Genomic DNA, 20,641 nt, shown 5'->3' on the forward strand with positions numbered 1-20,641 from the left:
ATGGTGGTGTTAACTACAGGTTATCGTGAGCACCTTGTCGGGGAGGTCTCGGGCAGGTATAAGCCTTCTCACAACAACGATTCAGAAGATCCCGCAGAATCTCCATCACCGCTCGTAGAAGCCGGTTTTCCGGTTGCCTGGATTTCTCCGCCCGATTCGCCGCTGGACACTTCAACGGCGACTGGAGATATACCCGCTTCACCCAGTTCTGCACGCACGGCGTCCAGGGCCGCCAGCACGGTCGGCATCTCCCGGTCCCGCTCGGCGGCGGCCCGCGACGCGGCCATGGCGTGCGCGCGCAGCTCGCGGTCGATGGCGCTGACCTGGTCGCTCACCTCGGCGTTCTCCACCTCGTCCTGAGCCAGCACCGCCTTGCTCAGCACCGACTCGGCGACCAGGACGCGCGTTGCGACCAACTCCTCGGCCACCGACCGCAGCGAGGAGGTCACATCGCCCGCCCACCGGTCCAGCAGCGCCCGGTCGTGCAGCAGGCTGCGGATATTGACCACCAGGAGGGTGACCGCCAGCCCGATCGCCACGCACGTCACCGACGCGACGACGGACAGGGCGGGGCTGAGCCGAGCTGCCAGCCCGCTCATCAGCCGGCTCAGGGTCAGCGCCACCCCCAGGCCGAACCCCGCGCCGAGCAGCATCATCAGCCAGGTTTCTTGTCGCCGGGATTTCAGCGGCGGCGGTGGGACGTCGACCGTCGGCAGCTCCTCGACGGGCGGCAGGGTCGTCACGACCCCCACCACCTGCGCGACGTCCGCGAGGTGGCTGGCGGTGCCCTCGTTGACTTCGGCGACCACCTCGTCCAGGCGGCCACGCGTGTGCGCCTCGAAGCCGGGCATGCGGCGCCGGGACAACCCCGCGGCGTCTTCCTGCAGTTCACTGCGCACCGACGAGCAACGATTGCGCGCGAAGTGGGACAGCTGGACCTTCGCCTGCTGAATCTGGCCGCGCAGCGTGATGGTGCGCTCGGTCTTCGCCTCGCGCCGCTGCCGCAGCGCCGCGCTGCGCTCGTCGCGCAGCGCGTCGACCCGGGCCCGCCGCCCGGCGCTGTCGGCGTCGCGGTCGAACCGTTGCGCCACGGTCTTGAGCCGGAATTCCCAGGCCCGCAGCCGGTTCCGCCGCGCGAGCTCGGGGTCGGCCAACCGGGTCGACAGCGTCTCCAGCAAGTCGTCCACGTCCCGCTCGCCGAGGTCGGGCAAGGCGGCCGCGCCCACCCAGGGCACGCCGCGGTAGCGCGGCGCGTGCGCGGCCAGCGTGTCGCGGTTGGCGGCCAGCGTGTCGCGCCAGGCGCGATGCACGTCGATCTTGGACACCACCGGGACCACCACATCGGTATGCGCGGCGGCGGCGTCCAGCAGCGCGCAGTCGGACTGCGTCAGGTGGGCCGCCGCCGACACGACGAACACCACCGCCATCGGCGCATCGCCGGGGCCCAGGTCCCCCGACTCGACGAACTTGTGCTCCGGTAGCCGCTCACGCAGCACCGCGGCCACCGCGGTCACCCCGGCCATCCACGGTCCGGTCACCAGCACCACCTCACGGCGCTGGATGCCGGGGGCATCCAGCTCCGGACTGATACTCGCCACCAGCGCGTCGACTCGCGCGACCGGGTCGTCGTGCATGTCGCCGCTCACAGCCCGTCCCCCAGCGGCTCCCCGGGCAGTGACCCGCAGGCCCGCGCCCACAGCCGCATCGATCCCCTGGCGATGTCGGCCCCACAGGCCCGGTGCAGGTCGCTCGCCGACGCCCGGCTGTAACGCTGCCACCGCACCGCGCGCGGCAGGTGGGCCGACGGGTCGCGGTCCCAGTCAGCGGGTCCGGCGTTCTCGGGGTCCAGCCCGGCCGCCTCGGCCAGGTCGACGGCGGCCGCCATTCGGGCGATCACCGTGTCGTCGTGGGAAAGGAATCCACTGATCGTCACCGCGGATTCACCCGGGCCGACCGCCAGCGCCTCCAACTCCGCGACGGCGTCCAGCACCCGCTGGTAGCGCACTTCGGCGCCGGCGCTGGTAATCCGGGACAGGACGGCGTCGACACCGCTCGTCCGGCGCAGCAGGGCCCGCATCTGCGCGGCGGTCCTGCCCTGCCGGACAGCGGCGACCCCGAGCGCGATGCCGAACAGGTCCAGGGCGTCCAGCAGGCGCAGCCGCACATCGGCCGGCACGGGGTTGTCTGCCGCCATGAATCCGGCGAACGAGCCGTCGAGCGCGGCGGCCACGCCGGGGTGCGCCGCCAACGTGCGCAGTGCCGCCCACACGGGGGCGTCCAGGTCGTCGAGCGCGGCGACCGCGAGCAGGCCGGCCATCGGAACCGTGGGCGCGCCCACCACCGCGGCAAGCTCCGCGCAACGCGTTCGCGCCGCCGCGATCGGCCCGTCCCCTCGGGAGAGGGACCCGGCCAGGTCGGCTTTGTTCAGCACCGCCAATACCGGGCGTCCGGCGGCGGAGATCGCATCGACGTCTTCCGGCTTGACCACCTCGGTGAGCACGTACACGACGACGTCGGCATCACAGTCGGCGGGCGTGACCGCGATGCCCGCGGCGGCTCCGGCACGGTCCAGCGCGCGGGCCACCGTTGAGCGCCCCACGCCGGGGCGTCCCCGGACCAGCACGCGCAACGGCGCGGCCGTTCGCTCGGCGATGGCCGTCACGCGCGGGTCGGTGTGGCCGGCGGCGAATCGCGCCAGCTCGTCGACGAAATTCTGGTGTCCTTGTCCCCTCATCGTCCCCTCATGTCCTGCGTTCGGTTCGATGGATCCGACCCGGGGGCCGATCGGTCCCAACGAATGGTGGCACTTGCGTCACTTTGATGCGAGCCACCGTTTGACTGTTACCAGCTGAAGGCAACTGTTGGGTATCAATCTGGACCAGGGGCGGCTACATCACTCGTTTATGGGCCACCATGGACGAATGCATGCGCAACCCCGGGCGGGCGCTTTTCCCGACGCGCCTGAGGAGGAATCGGACGACCGTCGCGAGCTGCGCTACCTTCCGGCATCGAGCTTTCGCTCCCGGCGATCCGCCCTTTCCGACACTCAGCGGCAGACCTGGGAACGGCTGTGGCACAAGCTGGGCCTGTCCCTGGGCGCCCCGGCCGGGGAAGGCGAAAACGAGCCGCAACTGAACACCCGTGAGTGGTTTGGCCGCGAGGCGCCCTTGGTGCTCGAAATCGGTTGCGGCAGCGGCATATCCACGCTGGCGATGGCGAAGGACGAGCCCGATATCGATGTGATCGCGGTGGAAATCTACAAGCGGGGGCTGGCGCAACTGCTGTGCGCGATCGACCGCGACGGGGTCGGCAACATCCGGTTGATCCGCGGCAACGGGATCGACGTGCTGCAGCGGCTGATCCCGCCCGGGTCGCTGACCGGGGTCCGCCTCTTCTTTCCCGACCCCTGGCCGAAGGCCAGGCACCACAAGCGCCGCTTTCTGCAACCGGGCACGGTTGGCCTGATCGCCGACCGGTTACTCCCTGGTGGTGTCCTGCACGCCGCGACGGACCACCCGGGCTACGCCGAACACATCGGCGAGGTGGGCGACGCCGAGCCGCGGCTGCGTCGCGTCGATCCCGCGGACCCGCTGCCGATCTCAGTGGTGCGGCCGACCACGAAGTACGAGACGAAGGCCCAAGAGGCGGGCAGCGCCGTGACCGAATTCATCTGGCTACGACATGAGTAGGCGATGACCATGAGCCTGGCGGAAGAACAGACCGCGACGGCAGAGCCCTTGCCGGTGTTGCCCGACGATGCGCTCGGAAGCTTCTCACCGCCGGGCGGGCGCGTGTTGCTGGTCTGGGACGCGCCCAACCTCGACATGGGGCTCGGGTCGATCCTGGGTCGACGCCCCACCGCCCTGGAGCGCCCGCGGTTCGATGCCCTGGGCCGGTGGCTGCTGGCGCGCACGGCCGAGATCAGCGCCGGCCGGCCGGGTGTCGTGGTCGAACCCGAGGCCACCGTTTTCACCAACATCGCGCCGGGCAGCGCCGACGTCGTCCGCCCCTGGGTGGACGCCCTTCGTAACGTGGGGTTCGCGGTCTTCGCGAAACCGAAGATCGACGAGGACAGCGACGTCGACCGCGACATGCTCGCCCACATCGAACTGCGGCGCAGCGAAGGGCTGGCGGCGCTGGTGGTGGCTTCCGCCGACGGGCAGGCGTTTCGACAGCCGCTCGAGGAGATAGCACGCTCCGGGGTCACCGTTCAAGTCATCGGATTTCGCGAACATGCGAGTTGGGCGCTAGCGTCGGATACCTTGGACTTTGTCGACCTGGAAGACATCAGCGGTGTATTCCGGGAGCCCTTGCCGCGAATCGGCCTAGATTCGCTGCCTGACCAGGGAGCATGGCTGCAGCCGTTCCGGCCGCTGTCCGCTCTGTTGACCGCGCGTGTGTGACACTGGCTTGAAAAACCGAAAGGTACCGTGCGGGTCGTTGACGATCCAGTAAGGAGCTTGCGTGTTCGCCTGGTGGGGTCGAACTGTGTACCGCTACCGGTACATCGTTATCGGGGTCACGGTAGCTCTTTGCCTGCTCGGCGGCGTTTTCGGGGTCAGCCTCGGCAAGCATGTCACGCAGAGCGGTTTCTACGACGAGGGCAGTCAATCCGTCAAAGCCTCGGTGCTGGGCGACCAGACCTATGGCCGCGACCGCACCAGCCACATCGTGGCGACGTTCACCGCCCCCAGCGGCAAGACCGTGGACGACCAGGCCTGGCGGGACAAGATCGTCGGCGAGCTCAACAAGTTCAAGACCGACCACGCCGACGAGGTCGTCGGTTGGGCCGGGTGGCTGGCGGCGCCGGACAGCACGAACCCCCTGATCAAGGGGATGGTCAGCGAGGACAAGAAGCACACCTTCGTGTCCATCCCGCTGAAGGGCGACGACGACGACAGCATCCTCAACAACTACAAGGCCATCGCGCCGGCCCTGCAGAAGCTCGACGGCGGCACGGTGGAACTCGCCGGTCTCGAGCCGATCGCCAACGCCCTGACCGGCACCATCGCCACCGACCAGCGCCGGATGGAGGTCCTGGCGGTGCCGCTGGTGGCGGTCGTCCTGTTCCTGGTGTTCGGCGGCGCGGTCGCCGCCGGCCTGCCGGCCATCGTGGGCGGCCTCAGCATCGCGGGCTCGCTGGGCATCCTGCGGTTGGTCGCGATGTTCGGGCCGGTGCACTTCTTTGCCCAGCCGGTGGTCTCGCTGATCGGCCTCGGTATCGCGATCGACTACGGGCTTTTCGTGGTCAGCCGGTTCCGCGAGGAGATCGCCGAGGGCTACGACACCGAGGCCGCCGTCCGCCGCACCGTCATGACGGCCGGTCGCACCGTGACGTTCTCCGCGGTGCTGATCATCGCGTCGAGCGCCAGCCTGCTGGTGTTGCCGCAGGGCTTCGTGCATTCGCTGACCTACGCGATCTTCGCCGCGGTGGGGCTGGCGGCCCTGCTGTCGATCACGTTCCTGCCGGCCTGCCTGGGCATCCTGGGCCGCCACGTCGACGCGCTGGGTGTACGGACCGCGTTCCGCGTCCCGTTCCTGCGGAACTGGAAGTACTCGCGCGCCTACCTCAACTGGCTCGCGGACCGGCTGCAGAAGACCAAGACCCGCGAAGAGGTCGAGGCCGGCTTCTGGGGCAAGCTGGTCAACTGGGTGATGAAGCGGCCGCTGGCCTTCGCCATCCCGATCGCCGTCGGCATGATCCTGCTGGTCATCCCGCTGGGCAACCTCTCTTTCGGCGGCATGAGCGAGAAATACCTGCCGCCTGATAACGCGGTACGCCTGGCGCAGGAGCACTTCGACAAACTCTTCCCCGGCTATCGGACCGAGCAGCTGACGGTGGTCATTCAGAGCACCAACGGCAGCAAGGTGACCGACCAGCAGGTCGCGGACATCCGCAACAGGATCGCGGGGCTCAACGGCTTCACCGACAAGACGTGGGAGGAGCGGCCCTGCCCGACCATCGCCGGCAACCCCTGCGTCGCCGGACCGAACGGGACGACCGTGCCCAAGGACGGCTCGGTGCGGGTGATCCAGAACGGCCTGCTCAATAAGAACGACGCCGCCAAGAAGCTGAGCGAACTGCGGGCGGTGAACCCGCCGAAGGGCCTCAACCTCTATGTTGGCGGCACGCCTGCGCTGGAGCAGGACAGCATCCACAGCCTGTTCGACAAGGCTCCGCTGATGCTGTTCCTCTTGCTGGGCGCCACCATGCTGCTGATGTTCCTGGCGTTCGGTTCGGTGGTGTTGCCGATCAAGGCGGCGGTGATGAGCGCGCTGACGCTGGGCTCGACCATGGGCATTCTGACCTGGATCTTCGTCGACGGGCACTTCTCCAGCTGGCTGAACTTCACGCCGACGCCGCTGATGGTGGTGGTCATCGCGCTGGTCGTCGCGGTCGGTTTCGGCCTCGCCACCGACTACGAGGTGTTCCTGGTCTCCCGCATGGTCGAGGCGCGCGAACGCGGCATGTCGACCGCCGAAGCGATCCGGATCGGCACCGCGACGACCGGGCGGCTGATCACGGCCGCCGCGCTGGTCCTCGCCGTGGTCGCCGGTTCGTTCGTGTTCTCCGACCTGGTGTTGATGAAGTATCTGGCCTTCGGCCTGATGGCGGCGCTGCTGCTGGACGCCACCATCGTCCGGATGTTCCTGGTGCCTTCGGTGATGAAGCTGCTCGGCGACGACTGCTGGTGGGCCCCGCGCTGGGCCAGGCGCCTGCAGAACAAGATCGGGCTAGGCGAGATCGACCTGCCCGACGAGCGCAAGCGGCCGACCCTCAACGGGCGGCCCGCGCGGCCCCCGGTGGCGGCCAGCCTGGTCGCCGCCGTGCCGCGCCCGCCGCACGACCCCACGCATCCCGCGGCCCTCGAACCCTCGCGCGCGACCCGTCCGGGGCCGGCCGAGCCCAAGCCCGGTTCGGAAGTGCCCGCGGGCGCGGCGATGCGGGCCGCGGCGCCCCCGGCCGATGCCGCCAACACCACGCGTTTGCAGACCCGGCAGCCGACGGAGGCCAAGACGACGCGCCTCTCCGTGCCCCACGCCGCCCCCGCCAACCCGGTGCACCACCCCGCCCATGAGCGGCCGGACAATGCCGCCCCGCCGGCGCCGGCGCGACCCCCCGCCCCGGGGCCGACGGCGCCGCAACCACCGCCATCCGGCGGCGAAAACCGGGCGATCCCGGTGCCCCCCAACCGCGTCGACGACCAGGGCGACGCCGTCGAGCCCACCACCGCCTTCCCGTCGACGCGGCCGGATGCAAACGACTCCGACGCCGCCACGGAGAAGCTGAACTCCCGCGGACAGGCCGATAACGGCGACGCGCGCCAGCACCGACGTTCCGGCGGCGGGCTGTCCGCTCAGGACCTGCTGCGGCGCGAGGGTCGGCTGTAGGCCCGCTATTTGCCCTAGTCGGCCTTCGCTTTTGGTTCATCGGGTTCGGCCTGCAGGATGCTGGCCTCGTCGGCCTCTTCGGTCTGCTTCTCGGCTTCGGCGGCCGGATCCGGAGCGAGCAGCACCTGGATCGCGTTGTTGAGGAACGCGACCGTCGGGACGGCCAGCAGCGCGCCGACGATCCCGGCGAGCACGCCCCCGGCGGAAATGGCCAGCACCACCGCGAGCGGGTGAATCGAGACGGCGCGGCCCATCACCAGCGGTTGCAGCACGTGCGCCTCGAGCTGGTTCACCGCGATCAGCAAACCGAGGGTGATCAGTGCGTAGACGAAGCCCTTGGCCAACAGGGCGACCACCACGGCCAGCAGGCCCGAGATCAACGCACCGATCAGTGGGACGAAGGCTCCCAGGAACACCAGTGAAGCCAACGGCAACGCCAGTGGGATGCCCATGATCGCCAGGCCGGTGCCGACCCCGGCCGCGTCGGTGAGCGCCACCAGGAAGGTGGCGCGCACGTATCCGGTCAGCGAGCCGTATCCGGCGCGGCCCGCCTCGCCCACGCGGCCGCGGACGTCCGACGGAAAGATTTTGGACACGTAGGCCCAGATGTTGCGCCCGCCGTAGAGGAAGAAGATCAGCGTGAACAGCACCAGCACCGCCGCGGTGACCAGTTCGGTGATGGTTGCCGCGGTCGACAGGGCGCCGCTTTCCAGCTTCGCCTGATTGTTGCGCAGCGCCTCGATCGCGGCGTTGCCCGCGTTGTCGATCTGTTCACGGCGCAGATGCACCGGCCCGTTGATGAGCCAGCGCCGGGTGGACTCGATGCTGTGCGTCACCTGTTCGGTCAGGCCCGGGAGACCGTCCACGAACTGGTTGACGACGAAAGCCAGGATGCCGCCCAGCACCCCGAAACCCCCCAGCAACACCAACGTGACGGCACCACCGCGGGGCAGACCGCGTCGGTCGAGCCAGTCGACCACCGGCAGCAGCAGGGCGCTGAGCAACAGCGCCACCAGCACGGGGACGATGATGATTTCGAGCTTCTTCACCACCCACAGCAGGGCGATCAGCGCGGCGAGGATGACCAGCAAACGCCAGGCCCAGGCTGCGGTCTTGCGGACGAGGGGTTCGACCGAAGCGTCATCGGTGTTTGCCGGCATTGGGTGAGCCTATCCGGCGCGGGGCACAACCAAACGTGCCCGGACCCGTCCGCACGCCAGCCGGCCGCGACCACCCCGGCACGATCCGGTTACGACCCCGACACGGTCGGCGACGCGCGGCGATCCCCGCGCCACCTGCACCGTTACCCTAAACCACGTGTCGCACGACGCACCCGCCCGCAATCTCGAGTTCCCGCGCGAAGAGGCCCCGCGCGGGAAGTACTGGTGGCTGCGGTGGGTGATCCTCGGGGCCGTCGCCATCGTGCTTGCCGTGGAGGTCGCGCTGGGCTGGCATCAGCTGGCCAAGGCGTGGATGAGCCTGTACGAGGCGAACTGGTGGTGGCTGCTGGCGTCGGTGGTGGCGTCGGCCGCGTCGATGCACAGCTTCGCGCAAATCCAGCGCACGCTGTTGCGGTCGGCCGGCGTACACGTCAAACAGTTGCGGTCGGAAGCCGCCATCTATGCCGCCAACTCGCTGAGCACCACGCTGCCCGGCGGGCCGGTGCTCTCGGCCACCTTTTTGCTTAGGCAGCAACGGCTTTGGGGCGCTTCGACCGTGGTGGCGTCGTGGCAGCTGGTGATGGGGGGCGTCCTGCAGGCCGTGGGACTGGCGCTGCTGGGGCTGGGCGGCGCGTTCTTCCTCGGCGCGAAGAACAACCCGTTCTCGTTGCTGTTCACCCTCGGCGGCTTCGTCGCATTGCTGATTCTCGCCCAGGCCGTCGCGTCGCGGCCGGAACTGATCGACGGCATCGGCTGCCGGGTGTTGTCGTGGGTCAACTCCGTCCGCGGCCGGCCCGCCGACACCGGCCTGGACAGATGGCGCCAGACCCTGATGCAGCTGGAATCGGTGAGCCTGGGCCGGCGCGACATGGGGGTGGCCTTCGGCTGGTCGATGTTCAACTGGGTCGCCGACGTGGCCTGCCTCGGCTTCGCGGCCTACGCCGCCGGGGACCACGCGTCGGTCGCCGGGCTCACGGTGGCCTACGCGGCCGCCCGGGCCGTCGGGACCATACCGCTGATGCCGGGCGGCTTGCTGGTGGTCGAGGCGGTGCTGGTGCCGGGGCTGGTATCCAGCGGCATGTCGCTGCCCAACGCGATCTCGGCCATGCTGATCTACCGGCTGATCAGCTGGCTGCTCATGTCCGCCATCGGGTGGGTGGTGTTCTTCTTCGTCTTTCGCACGGAGAACGTCGCCGTCCCGGACGACGAGGAGGCGGCGCCGAACACCGAACCGACCGGGCCGCAGGCGACGAGCACGAACGATCCGACGGAGACCGCCTTGCAGGGCCCGTTACCGCCCGATCGGAGCCCGGATAGCGAAGATTAGCCGGCGGTGTTGCCCCGGGGCGGCCCCGAGAGCGGGTTGGCCGGCGCCGGTGCGACAGGACCGGTGGCCGCCGGCGGGGCAGCCGGCGTGCCGCCCAGCGGGGACGCCGCCGCGTTACCCGGCAGGCCGGGTAGCCCACCCGCGGCGCCCTGCGCCTGCTGCATCATGCCCATCGCCTGCGCAGGTGAGATCGGCAGCTTGCACTGCAGCGACAGGTTGGTCAGCGGCTGGGCGATCGACGTCATGTCGCCGGCCACCTTGGGGTTGGCCTCGAAGTAGGACTTCAGCCCGGTCATCGACTGCGGGCCCGCCTGCTGCTGCAGCATCGAGGTCATCGTCTGGTTGGTCTCCGGATGCGAATCCAAGTAGTCGCCCATCGACTTGGAGACCGAACCGATCGTCCGGGCGACTTCGCTGGCCGAGCACGGGTCGGTAGCGCCCGTCGCCGCCGGTCCCGCCGCGACCGCGAGCGCGGCGCACGGCAGGGTGGCGGCGATCAGCCCGGCAAAGATTCTGCGGCGCCCGGTCGCGGTGCCTCTGGTCATGGAAACTCCTTAGTGTTTGCGACGTCGCACGCAGCACCGACGCCTCGCAAACGGCTGCACTGGGCGGCCTCATCGATGGCGGAGCTCCCCAGGACCCCGCGGGCCATCCGACATCCTGCCATCGCCGGCGGCGCCCCGGCCAGCCCGTCGACGTCCGTGTGATGAAAATCCCGCCGGGTCACCGGCTCACAACGACTTGGCAGCGTCTTGGCAACAACGCCGTCGCTGCAGCTCAGGAACCAGAAAGCTGACATCATCCACAGGTCGCTGCGGTATTCTCGCCAGCACGCATTTCGCGACACAGGGGAGTGACGAAATCCAGCAGTTAATGATGCGCCTGAGCCGCAGCCTGCGTAAGTACCGCTGGTTGGTCTTCACGGGCTGGTTGCTGGCTCTGGTTCCGGCGATCTATCTCGCCTTGACGCAGTCGGGGAATCTGACCGGCGGCGGTTTCGAGGTTGCGGGTTCGCAGTCGCTGCTCGTCCACGACCAGCTCGAGGAGCTCTACCACGACCAGGGGTCGTCCTCGCTGGCTTTGGTGGCGGCGCCCCGCCCGGACGCCAGCTACGCCGACATCAACGACGCGGTCGCGCTGCTCAGGCGAACCGCCGCCGAGGTTCCCGGCGTCTCGGAGGTGCCCAATCCCACCCAGCGGCCACCGCAACCCGACCGGCCGTATGTGCTGTCGCTGCGGCTGGACTCCCGGAACACCAGTGACGTCGCCAAGCAGCTGCGCAAGAAGGTCGGCGTCAACGGCGATCAGCCCGGCCAGACCGCGAACGGCCGGGTGCGGCTGTACGTGATCGGCCAGGGCGCGCTCAGCGCCGCCGCGGCGCAGAACACCAAACACGACATCGCCGCTGCCGAGCGCTGGAACCTACCGGTGATCCTAATCGTCCTGCTCGCCGTGTTCGGCTCGCTGGCCGCCGCGGCGATCCCGCTCGCCCTCGGCGTCTGCACGGTCGTGGTCACCATGGGCCTGGTCTACCTGCTGTCGGCCTACACGACCATGTCGGTGTTCGTGACCTCAACGGTGTCCATGTTCGGGATCGCGCTCGCCGTCGACTATTCGCTGTTCATCTTGATGCGCTTCCGCGAGGAGCTGCGAAGCGGCCGCGAGCCGCGCGAGGCCGTCGACGCCGCGATGGCCACCTCGGGGCTGGCCGTGGTGCTGTCCGGGATGACCGTCGTCGCGTCGCTCACCGGGATCTACGTGATCAACACCCCGGCGCTGAAATCGATGGCGACCGGGGCGATTCTGGCCGTCGCCGTCGCGATGCTGACCTCAACCACGCTGACCCCGGCGGCGCTGGCGACGTTCGGCCGCTCGGCCGCCAAGCGGTCGGCCTTCCTGCACTGGTCGCGCGGGCCGGAGGGCGGCCAATCCCGGTTCTGGAACCGCTGGGTCGGCTGGGTGATGCGCCGGCCGTGGATCTCGGCGCTCGCGGCATCGCTGGTCCTGCTCGTGATGGCCGCACCGGCGGCCTCGATGGTGCTGGGCAACAGCCTGCTGCGCCAGTTCGACTCGTCGCACGAAATCCGCGCCGGGGTGGGCGCGGCCGCCCAGGCGCTGGGCCCCGGCGCGCTCGGCCCCATCCGGGTGCTGGTCACCTTTCCCGACGGCGGCGCCGCCTCACCCGAACACAGCCAGACCATCGGCGCGATCCGGCAGCGGATGACGCAGGCCCCCAACATCGTCTCGGTGGCGCCGCCGCAATTCGCCGAGGACAACGGCAGCGCCCTGCTGTCCGCAGTGTTGTCGGTCGACCCCGAGGACATGCGGGCCCGCGAGACGGTCGGCTGGATGCGCGCGCAGCTGCCCAGCGTGCCCGACCGGGGAACCGCACGAGTGGACGTCGGCGGCCCGACGGCGCTGATCAAGGACTTCGACGACCAGGTGTCCAAGACCGAGCCGCTGGTGCTGGGGATCGTCGCGCTGATCGCGTTCGTCATGCTGCTGCTCTCGGTGCACTCGGTGTTCCTGGCGCTCAAGGGCGTGCTGATGACACTGCTGTCGGTCGCGGCCGCCTACGGCAGCCTGGTGATGGTGTTCCAGTGGGGCTGGCTGAAGGACCTCGGCTTCGCCCAGATCAGCTCGATCGACAGCACCGTTCCCCCGCTGGTGCTCGCGATGACCTTCGGGTTGTCGATGGATTACGAGATCTTCCTGCTGACCCGCATCAGGGAACGCTTCCTGCATTCGGGGAACACCCGCGACGCCGTGGCGTACGGGGTGAGCACCAGCGCCCGCACGATCACCAGCGCCGCGCTGATCATGATCGCCGTCTTCATCGGCTTCGCGTTCGCCGGCATGCCGCTGGTGGCCGAGATCGGCGTGGCGTGCGCCGTCGCGATCGCCGTGGACGCCACCGTGGTGCGGCTGGTCCTGGTGCCGGCGCTGATGGCGATGTTCGCGCAGTGGAACTGGTGGATCCCGCCGTGGCTGTCGCGCGTGCTGCCGTCGGTCGACTTCGACCGGCCCCTGCCGGAGGTCGATCTGGGCGACGTCGTGGTCATTCCCGACGACATATCGGCGCTGACGGCGCCCAACGCCGACCTGCGGATGGTGCTCAAGTCGGCGGCCAAGCTCAAGCACCTGGCGCCGGACGCCATCTGCGTGACCGACCCGCTGGCCTTCACCGGCTGCGGGCGCAGCGGCAAGGAAAGACAGGGCGCGCCGGTGCAGGGGTCCGAGCAGGATCGCGGGCGCGACCCCGGTCAGATCCCCCATCAGGTCGACATCGACGACGAGAAGGCGGGCGTCGGGGTGGGCGCCGCCGACCGCAGGACCGGGAGCAACGGTCACACCAACGGCACGGCCAAGAAGCTGGTCGGTGGACTGGCCTCACGCAACGGCATCGCCAAGGCGATCGTCGGTGCCGGCCGGCCCGTCCACCCGGTCACGTTGTGGCGCGGGCGGCTTTCGGTCGCCATCGACGCGCTGGAGAGCGAGACCGACACCGCGGACCGCCCGGTGTACGAACGCCGCAGCCCGGTGGAAACCACCCACGTTCAGCTGCCCACCGGCGACCGGCTGCTGGTCCCCACCGGCGCCGAGACGCTGCGCCTCAAGGGCTACCTCATCATGTGCCGTAACAGTCGCCGCGATTATGCCGACTTTGCCGATATGGTTGAAACGTTGGAGCCCGAGACCGCCGCTGTGGTGCTGGCCGGCATGGACAGGTACTACTGTTGTCAGTCGCCCAGGCGGGAATGGATCGCCACCCAATTGGTCCGTCGACTCGCTGATCCGGATCCCTGTGATTTAAATGACGAGCAAGGATCCGAGGCCGACGCCCGCCCGGACTGGGATGAGATCAGGCAGCGCTGCCTGTCGGTGGCCGTAGCGATGTTGGAGGAGGCGAGGTGACGTTGGCATCTGACCGACGCCCCACACTGCCGCCCCACCGGTCGGCCACCGACCCGCGCATGCGCGAGGCCGGGCCCGGCGGTCCATCTCGCAGTGGGCCCCTTCAAGACCCCGACCAGCCGGTGGAGTTCTGGCCGACGTCGGCCATTCGTGCCGCGCTGCAGGGCGGCGACATCGCCACCTGGAAGCGCATCGCGGCCGCCTTGAAGCGCGATCCGTACGGGCGGACCGCCCGCCAGGTCGAAGAGGTGCTCGAAGGCACCCGGCCCTACGGCATCTCCAAGGCGCTGTGGGAGGTGCTGGAACGCGCCCGCACCCACCTGGAGGCCAACGAACGGGCCGAGGTGGCCCGCCACGTGCGGCTGCTCATCGACCGGTCGGGCCTGGCCGAACAGGAGTTCGCCTCCCGAATCGGGGTGACCGCCGATGATCTCATCGCCTACCTGGACGGCAGCACCAGCCCGTCGGCCGCGCTGATGATCCGGATGCGCCGCCTGTCGGACCGGTTCGTCAAGGTGAAGTCGACGCGCTCGGCCGAGTCCAACTGATCATCTGATCGGCAGCACGTCCGATACCAGCCACGCGCCGCCGCGCTTGGTCAGCGCCACCCGCAACGCGGGCGCCGACTTGCTCGCGGCCTGACCCGGCGCGTTCTGGGTGACCCGCAGGATCACCGCCACACTGGCCGCCGACGGCCCCAGGGCCTCGACCCCGGCCGCCAGTGTCGCGGCCTGAGCGGTGACGTTGTGCTGGGCCAGCTCCGCGCTGGTCTTCGTGTACTGCTCTTTGAACGCGGCGGCGTGGTCCGGGACGATCAGCGCCGTGGCCCGGTCGATCGAGCTGTCCGGGGCGCCAGGGGTGAACGACGCCATCGCCTCCGCCATGCCCGTGGCCACCCGGACCACGTCGCGGGAGTCGTCCTTGAATTCGCGGTCCGACCGCGTCCAGTGCGTGTATCCGGTGACCGCCGCGGCCACCAGCGCGGCCGTGCACAGGAAGACGACCGCCAATCGCAGCCCCGGCGCGTCGTCGTCGGTACCGACGCTGACCGAATCGCGCCGCAGCAGCCAGAAGTTGATCCCGACGCCCTCGACGATCAGCAGCACCAGCACCGAGCACGCCGACACCCACCACAGCGGCCACCCCAGAATCAGGCCGATCGCCAGCAACGCCGCGATCGCGGCCACGGGGGCCAGGATGTCGAACGCGAGCAGGCGCCACAAATTTCTCATCGGATCGATTCCAATCCCGAGATCATCAGCTTGCCGTCCACGTTGCACACGTCGAGCCGCAGGTTCCAATGCACCGTCTGCGGTTTGGCGCCGGCGTTCTCGCTGACCGACGTCGCGACCAGCATCACCGAATCCAGGCGGCTCGCGAACGGCGGCAACTTGGTGGTGATGACGGGCCTTGCGACACCGGGCTGGGTGTCGAGGTCGCGGTGCACGGTCTCGACGGCCACCGCGTCGACCCGCCCGGCGCTCTTGGACTGCAATTTCTCCACCACCTGGCGGTAGGGCTGCATGGCGGCGTCGAAGTCGGTGTTGAGTTCGCCGACGGTCCCGTCGTGCAGCCGTTGCAGGCTGGAGTCGACGTTGCCGCTGTTCATGTTGATCAGGACGCCAGTCCACTCGGCGGCGGTTTGCATGACGCGGGTGAGGTAGCGGCGTTCGGCACTGTCGTTGCGGTGCCCGGACCAGAGGAAGAACCCGAACACGATCGCGGCCACCGACAGCACGCCGAGGACGGCCGACGCGATGCCGTACGGGGAGAACATCGGCCCGTCGGCGGCCTCGGATTCGTCAAGGTCATCATCGGGTTCGGCGAGTTCTGCCTCTTCCGTTTCCTGGGTTGCTGGCTCGGTGCGCTCGCCGTCGGACATGGCCCGATCGTCGCACCCGACAAAGATGGAAGGATGGCGGGGTGACTGTAGAGGCCATTCGCTCGGGGATCGACCTGAGCCATGTCGACGCCAACACCCGCCCCCAGGACGACCTGTTCGGTCACGTCAACGGTCGCTGGCTGGCCGAATACGACATCCCGGCGGACCGGGCGACCGACGGGGCGTTCCGCCACCTCTACGACCGCGCCGAAGAACAGGTGCGCGACCTGATCATCGAGGCCAGCGAGACCGGCGCGGCCCCGGGCACCGATCAGCAACGCATCGGCGACCTCTATGCCAGCTTTCTCGACGAGGAAGCCATCGAACGCCGCGGCCTGCAACCACTGCTCGACGAGCTGGCCACCATCGACGACGCCGCCGACCCGGACGCGTTGGCCGCCGCGGTGGGTGCGCTGCAGCGCACCGGGGTGGGCGGCGGCGTCGCGCTGTATATCGACACCGACGCCAAGAACTCGGCCCGGTACCTGGTGCACGTCACCCAGTCGGGCATCGGATTGCCCGACGAGTCCTACTTCCGCGAAGAGCGGCACGCCGGGGTGCTGGCGGCCTATCCCCAGCACATCGCGCGGATGTTCGGCTTGGTGTATGGCGGGACGCCGGACGCGCACGCCGAGACCGCGGCCCGCATAGTGGCGCTGGAGGGCAAGCTGGCCGCCGCCCACTGGGATGTGGTCAAGCGACGCGACGCCGACCTCAGCTACAACCTGCGCACCTTCGCGGATCTGCAGACCGAGGGCAACGGCTTCGACTGGAGCGGCTGGGCGAGCGCGCTCGGCGCCACACCCCGGGACTTCGCGGAAATCATTGTGCGGCAACCGGATTACCTCACCGCTTTCGCCGTCCTGTGGTCCAGTGCCGACCTGGAGGATTGGAAGGATTGGGCCCGTTGGCGGTTGATCCGCGCCCGCTCGTCCTGGCTGACCGACGACCTGGTCGCCGCGGACTTCGACTTCTACGGCCGCCTGCTCACCGGCGCCGAGCAGATCCGGGAACGCTGGAAGCGGGCGGTGTCGCTGGTGGAGAGCCTGATGGGCGATGCGGTCGGAAAGCTTTACGTAGAGCGGTATTTCCCACCCGACGCCAAGGCACGCATCGACGCGCTGGTGGACAATTTGAAGGCGGCGTACCGGCTGTCCATCAACCAGCTGGACTGGATGACGCCGCAAACCCGGGAGCGGGCGCTGGCGAAGCTCGACAAGTTCGTCGCCAAGGTCGGCTACCCGGCGAAGTGGCGCGACTACTCCAAGGTGGTGATCGACCGCAGCGATCTGTACGGCAACTTCCAGCGTGGCTATGCGGTCAACCACGACCGGGAACTGGCCAAGCTCGGCGGGCCGGTCGACAGAGACGAGTGGTTCATGACACCCCAGACGGTCAACGCCTACTACAACCCGGGGATGAACGAAATCGTCTTTCCGGCAGCCATTCTGCAGCCACCGTTCTTCGACGCCGAGTCCGACGACGCCGCTAACTACGGCGGGATCGGCTCGGTGATCGGGCACGAGATCGGGCACGGCTTCGACGACCAGGGCGCCAAGTATGACGGCGACGGAAACCTGGTGGACTGGTGGACCGACGCCGACCGCGCCGAATTCGGCTCCCGGACCAAAGCTCTCATCGAGCAGTACGACGCGTACACGCCGCGGGCACTGGACGCCGGTCACCACGTGAACGGCGCATTCACCGTCGGGGAGAACATCGGCGACCTGGGCGGGTTGTCAATCGCCCTGTTGGCCTACCAACTGTCGCTGAACGGCCGGCCCGCGCCCGTCATCGACGGTCTCACCGGCGTACAACGGGTGTTCTACGGCTGGGCCCAGGTGTGGCGCACCAAATCCCGTGAGGCGGAAGCGATCCGGCGGCTCGCAACCGATCCGCACTCCCCGCCGGAGTTCCGCTGCAACGGCGTCGTCCGCAACATGGACGCGTTCTACGACGCCTTCGAGGTGTCCGAGGACGACGCCTTGTTCCTCGAACCGCAGCGCCGGGTCAGGATCTGGAACTGACGGGCACTCCCGTCGGCTCGATCCGGGCGGGCACGTGCTTGTGCCACGGCGTGCCGGCGTAGGGATCGCGCCATTCCGTCGAGGTGAGCGCGTTCGGGGCGACGCCGGGAACCACCGTATGGCCGTCGCCGTCGACGTAGTCGAGCCCAAAGCCGTTGGGCAGGGCCGCATGTCCGGCCAGCATGGTCTCGGTGATCTCGACGGTGGCCTCGGCGCTGCCGGCCGCGGTGCTGATCCGGGCGCGGCATCCGTCGACGAGTCCGAGGGCCTGGGCGTCCTCGACGCTGACGCGCAGCGCGCCGTCCGCGTCGCGTTTGCGCCAGGAGGGGTCGCGGAAGATGTCGTTGGCGGTGTAGGCGCGGCGCTCGCCCACCGACAGCACGATCGGGAAATCCGGCGTGGTCAGCCGCGGGGGCGCTGCGGCCAGGGCCCGCAAATCGTCGAGCATCGCCGATATTTCCAGGGCGATCTTGTGATCGGCGTGGCTGATCAACGCGAAGTCGTCCTCGTAGTTGTGGACGGTGAACGTCACCCCGGACGGCGAGTCGAGGATCGCGTCGAACAGCGCGTTGCCGTCGGCGTGACCGGCGCGGCGCACCGCGTCGGGATAGGTCAGCGCGGCCTTTTGGGCGAGGCCCCACAGGGCCGCCGCGCCGCGCAAACCGTCCGGCAGCGTGGGTCCGAGCGTCTCATAGAGGACGTAGGGCGCCAGCTTGGCGACGGTCGGGTTGGTCGCGGTGGCGGTCAGGAAGGCTTCCGTGTACGCCTGTCGGCCGCGTTGGGCGGCCTCGGCCAGTGTCCGCAGGTCCGCGTCGTCGACCACGCCCAGGGCCCGTACCAGCCGCGCCCAGATCTCCGGTTCGGGCAGCGTTCCGGCCAGCGGTTCGAGCAACGGCCGGCGCAGCTGAAAGGCGTTGTGCGGGAACTCGAGATTGAAGAACGTGGCTTCCGGCTTCTCGAACTGGGAGGCCGCGGGCAGCACGTAGTGCGCGAGCCGGGCGGTCTCGGTCATCGCGACGTCGATGACGACCATCAGTTCCAGCGACTGAAAGGCCTCCCGGCACGCGGCCGAGTTGGCCAGCGAGTGCGCGGGATTGCTGCTTTCCACGATCATGGCCCGGAACCGGTCCGGGTGATCGGTGAGGATCTCCTCGGGCACCACGTTGCTGGGCACCAATCCTGAGATGATCTGGGCGCCGGTCACCGGCGTGCGGCCGGAGAACTGGCCGAACAGCGGCCCGAACGCCGAATGTAGATGCTGGCCGCCCTTTTTCGCGAAGTTGCCGGTGAATATCCACAGCAGCTTGTTCAGGTACGAACTGAGCGTGCTGTTCGGCGCCTGCTGCACACCGAGGTCCTCGAACACCGAGACACTGGCCGCCGCGCCGATGCGCCGCGCCGCCGCGCGCAACAACTCCTCGTCCACCCCGCACCGCTGCGCGTATTCGGCGACGGGGACCTCGCGCAGCTCGGCGCGGACCGCGTCGGCGCCGCGCACGTGTTCGGTCAAAAACGTTTCGTCGCAGAGGTTTTCCTGAACGAGGATGGCCGCCAGCGCGGCCAGGCACCACGCGTCGCTGCCGGGCCGCACCCGTAGATGGAAGTCGGACATCTTGGCAGTGTCGGTGACGACGGGATCGATGACGATCATCGACCGCTTCGGGTCCTTGGCGATCTCGTTGAGCACCACCCGGGCGCGGGGGAAGCTCTGCGACATCCACGGGTTCTTGCCGACGAACACCGACACTTCGGCGTGCTCGAATTCACCGCGCGTGTGACCGCCGTACAGCTGACCGTCGATCCAGGCTTCGCCGGTCTTCTCCTGCGCCAACGCATTCGACCGGTAGCGCGAACCCAGGGCTTTGAGGAAGGCGCCACTGTAGGCCCCGCCCAGGTGATTGCCCTGTCCGCCACCGCCGTAGTAGAAGATCTTGTCCCCGCCGTAGGCGTCGCGGATGTGCTTGAAACCCTCGGCGATCTCGACAATCGCGGTGTCCCAATCGATCTCCTCGAAGCTGCCGTCGGTGCGCCGGCGCAGGGGAGAGGTCAACCGGCCGCCGCTGTTCTGATAGTGGTCCAGCCGCAAGGCTTTGTTGCAGGTGTAGCCCTGCGACGCCGGGTGAGCCTTGTCGCCCCGGATGCGGGCCAGCCGGCGATCTTCGACCTGGACGACGATGCCGCAGTTGCACTCGCAGAGGATGCACGCCGTGGACTGCCATTCACCGGTCATTCGGGACGTCCTTTCTGTTCGCTTCGGCCGACAGCAGGTCGCGTAGCCGACGGTGCACGACGTCGAGGGGGGTCAGGTCGCGGCGCACCCGCGCCAGCACGATCGCGCCCTCCAGCGCGGTGGTGGCCAGGATCGCCAAGTCGCCGGCCCGTTCGCGCGGTATCCCGTCGGCGATGAAGCGCTGCGCGATCAGGTCGGTCCAGCGGTCGAACACGGACGCCGCGCGCTCGACGACGGGCGCCATGCGCTCCTCCTCGCCGGCCTCCACGGAAACCGCGACCACGGGGCAGCCCGCGCGGAAGTCGCTGTCGAGCAGCTGGCGGCGATACTTGTCGATCAGGGTGGCCATCAACTCGGCCCCGCTGTCGGCCTCGGCGATGATCGCGGCGACATGCTCGCCGGCGTAATCCACCGCCTCGCAGAGCAGTTGGGTCCGACCGCCCGGGAAATAGTGATAGGCCGATCCGCGCGGCGCGCCGCTGTGCTCCAGCACGTCCGAGATCGCGGTTGCGTGCGCCCCCCGCTCCCTGATCAACAGGGCGGCGGAGACCACCATCCGCTCGCGTGGACTGCGCATCGCCGCTCCTTCGCACCTAGCTTATGTATGATGCTATACATAATCGCGACGCGCCGACGCTACCAGTCGCGAACAGACGCAAAATCGCCCAATTCCGGATCGGAACGGGCGATTTTGCGTCTGCTGGGCTG

General features: G+C 69.0%; 15 protein-coding genes. 7 read left to right on the plus strand and 8 right to left on the minus strand.

All coding sequences use genetic code 11. From position 1 onward, the window contains the following. Positions 1-68: 68 nt before the first annotated feature. Positions 69-1,634 (minus strand): hypothetical protein, encoded by a 1,566-nt coding sequence (locus tag A5678_RS13860; protein WP_197502145.1) that lies wholly within the window; start codon positions 1,632-1,634, stop codon positions 69-71. A gap of 8 nt (positions 1,635-1,642) precedes the next feature. Next, positions 1,643-2,734 carry an ATP-binding protein gene (locus A5678_RS13865; protein WP_068043199.1) on the minus strand — a complete coding sequence of 364 codons (1,092 nt, stop codon included), beginning with the start codon at positions 2,732-2,734 and terminating at the stop codon, positions 1,643-1,645. Between the two features lie 169 nt (positions 2,735-2,903). Here A5678_RS13865 and trmB point away from each other — a divergent pair, with 169 nt between their 5' ends. The 3 genes from trmB to A5678_RS13880 all read left to right on the plus strand — a co-directional run bounded on the left by trmB (position 2,904) and on the right by A5678_RS13880 (position 7,392). Continuing rightward, entirely contained in the window at positions 2,904-3,689 is a 786-nt protein-coding gene (trmB, locus tag A5678_RS13870; RefSeq protein ID WP_156746917.1) for a tRNA (guanosine(46)-N7)-methyltransferase TrmB, read from the plus strand. A gap of 9 nt (positions 3,690-3,698) precedes the next feature. Beyond that, positions 3,699-4,403, plus strand: a complete 705-nt coding sequence (locus A5678_RS13875; protein WP_068043596.1) for an NYN domain-containing protein — start codon at positions 3,699-3,701, stop codon at positions 4,401-4,403. Positions 4,404-4,464: 61 nt separating this feature from the next. Next, positions 4,465-7,392: an MMPL family transporter gene (locus tag A5678_RS13880; RefSeq protein WP_068043203.1), complete on the plus strand. Its 2,928-nt coding sequence runs from the start codon at positions 4,465-4,467 to the stop codon at positions 7,390-7,392. A 14-nt stretch (positions 7,393-7,406) separates the two neighbouring features. Here the strand turns inward: A5678_RS13880 and A5678_RS13885 are convergent, their stop codons facing one another. Then, positions 7,407-8,552 carry an AI-2E family transporter gene (locus A5678_RS13885; RefSeq protein WP_068043206.1) on the minus strand — a complete coding sequence of 382 codons (1,146 nt, stop codon included), beginning with the start codon at positions 8,550-8,552 and terminating at the stop codon, positions 7,407-7,409. A 157-nt stretch (positions 8,553-8,709) separates the two neighbouring features. Between A5678_RS13885 and A5678_RS13890 the strand changes: the two genes are divergently transcribed. Continuing rightward, entirely contained in the window at positions 8,710-9,879 is a 1,170-nt protein-coding gene (locus A5678_RS13890; RefSeq protein ID WP_068043208.1) for a TIGR00374 family protein, read from the plus strand. Here A5678_RS13890 and A5678_RS13895 read toward each other — a convergent pair. Further along, positions 9,876-10,424 (minus strand): hemophore, encoded by a 549-nt coding sequence (locus A5678_RS13895; RefSeq protein ID WP_068043209.1) that lies wholly within the window; start codon positions 10,422-10,424, stop codon positions 9,876-9,878. The genes A5678_RS13890 and A5678_RS13895 overlap by 4 nt on opposite strands. Positions 10,425-10,752: 328 nt before the next feature. Between A5678_RS13895 and A5678_RS13900 the strand changes: the two genes are divergently transcribed. After that, positions 10,753-13,794: an efflux RND transporter permease subunit gene (locus tag A5678_RS13900; protein ID WP_068043212.1), complete on the plus strand. Its 3,042-nt coding sequence runs from the start codon at positions 10,753-10,755 to the stop codon at positions 13,792-13,794. Between the two features lie 59 nt (positions 13,795-13,853). Further along, positions 13,854-14,342 carry an XRE family transcriptional regulator gene (locus A5678_RS13905; RefSeq protein WP_231983672.1) on the plus strand — a complete coding sequence of 163 codons (489 nt, stop codon included), beginning with the start codon at positions 13,854-13,856 and terminating at the stop codon, positions 14,340-14,342. Here the strand turns inward: A5678_RS13905 and A5678_RS13910 are convergent, their stop codons facing one another. After that, the gene (locus tag A5678_RS13910) at positions 14,343-15,026 is read right to left on the minus strand and encodes a hypothetical protein (RefSeq protein ID WP_068043216.1); all 684 of its coding nucleotides are present in this window, start codon (positions 15,024-15,026) and stop codon (positions 14,343-14,345) included. Beyond that, positions 15,023-15,676, minus strand: a complete 654-nt coding sequence (locus A5678_RS13915) for a hypothetical protein (RefSeq protein ID WP_068043219.1) — start codon at positions 15,674-15,676, stop codon at positions 15,023-15,025. Before A5678_RS13915 ends, A5678_RS13910 begins: the two co-directional genes overlap by 4 nt. A 41-nt stretch (positions 15,677-15,717) precedes the next feature. Between A5678_RS13915 and A5678_RS13920 the strand changes: the two genes are divergently transcribed. Further along, positions 15,718-17,703 carry a M13 family metallopeptidase gene (locus A5678_RS13920; RefSeq protein WP_068043221.1) on the plus strand — a complete coding sequence of 662 codons (1,986 nt, stop codon included), beginning with the start codon at positions 15,718-15,720 and terminating at the stop codon, positions 17,701-17,703. Here the strand turns inward: A5678_RS13920 and A5678_RS13925 are convergent. Further along, positions 17,687-19,933, minus strand: coding sequence for a molybdopterin-dependent oxidoreductase (locus A5678_RS13925; protein ID WP_068043224.1), 2,247 nt, complete (start codon positions 19,931-19,933; stop codon positions 17,687-17,689). The genes A5678_RS13920 and A5678_RS13925 overlap by 17 nt on opposite strands. Continuing rightward, complete coding sequence (locus tag A5678_RS13930) at positions 19,923-20,510, minus strand: TetR/AcrR family transcriptional regulator (RefSeq protein ID WP_068043226.1); 588 nt, start codon at positions 20,508-20,510, stop codon at positions 19,923-19,925. Before A5678_RS13930 ends, A5678_RS13925 begins: the two co-directional genes overlap by 11 nt. Positions 20,511-20,641: the final 131 nt, after the last annotated feature.

It is taken from the genome of Mycobacterium sp. E2733, from assembly GCF_001667585.1.
GTDB lineage: Bacteria > Actinomycetota > Actinomycetes > Mycobacteriales > Mycobacteriaceae > Mycobacterium.

Excerpts from the sequence above, each read along its gene's own strand:
- A5678_RS13860 (WP_197502145.1), bottom strand. The coding sequence starts at position 1,634 with ATGCACGACGACCCGGTCGCGCGAGTCGACGCGCTGGTGGCGAGTATC.
- A5678_RS13865 (WP_068043199.1), bottom strand. The coding sequence starts at position 2,734 with ATGAGGGGACAAGGACACCAGAATTTCGTCGACGAGCTGGCGCGATTC.
- trmB (WP_156746917.1), top strand. The coding sequence starts at position 2,904 with ATGGGCCACCATGGACGAATGCATGCGCAACCCCGGGCGGGCGCTTTT.
- A5678_RS13875 (WP_068043596.1), top strand. The coding sequence starts at position 3,699 with ATGAGCCTGGCGGAAGAACAGACCGCGACGGCAGAGCCCTTGCCGGTG.
- A5678_RS13885 (WP_068043206.1), bottom strand. The coding sequence starts at position 8,552 with ATGCCGGCAAACACCGATGACGCTTCGGTCGAACCCCTCGTCCGCAAG.
- A5678_RS13895 (WP_068043209.1), bottom strand. The coding sequence starts at position 10,424 with ATGACCAGAGGCACCGCGACCGGGCGCCGCAGAATCTTTGCCGGGCTG.
- A5678_RS13900 (WP_068043212.1), top strand. The coding sequence starts at position 10,753 with ATGATGCGCCTGAGCCGCAGCCTGCGTAAGTACCGCTGGTTGGTCTTC.
- A5678_RS13905 (WP_231983672.1), top strand. The coding sequence starts at position 13,854 with ATGCGCGAGGCCGGGCCCGGCGGTCCATCTCGCAGTGGGCCCCTTCAA.
- A5678_RS13910 (WP_068043216.1), bottom strand. The coding sequence starts at position 15,026 with ATGAGAAATTTGTGGCGCCTGCTCGCGTTCGACATCCTGGCCCCCGTG.
- A5678_RS13915 (WP_068043219.1), bottom strand. The coding sequence starts at position 15,676 with ATGTCCGACGGCGAGCGCACCGAGCCAGCAACCCAGGAAACGGAAGAG.
- A5678_RS13925 (WP_068043224.1), bottom strand. The coding sequence starts at position 19,933 with ATGACCGGTGAATGGCAGTCCACGGCGTGCATCCTCTGCGAGTGCAAC.
- A5678_RS13930 (WP_068043226.1), bottom strand. The coding sequence starts at position 20,510 with ATGCGCAGTCCACGCGAGCGGATGGTGGTCTCCGCCGCCCTGTTGATC.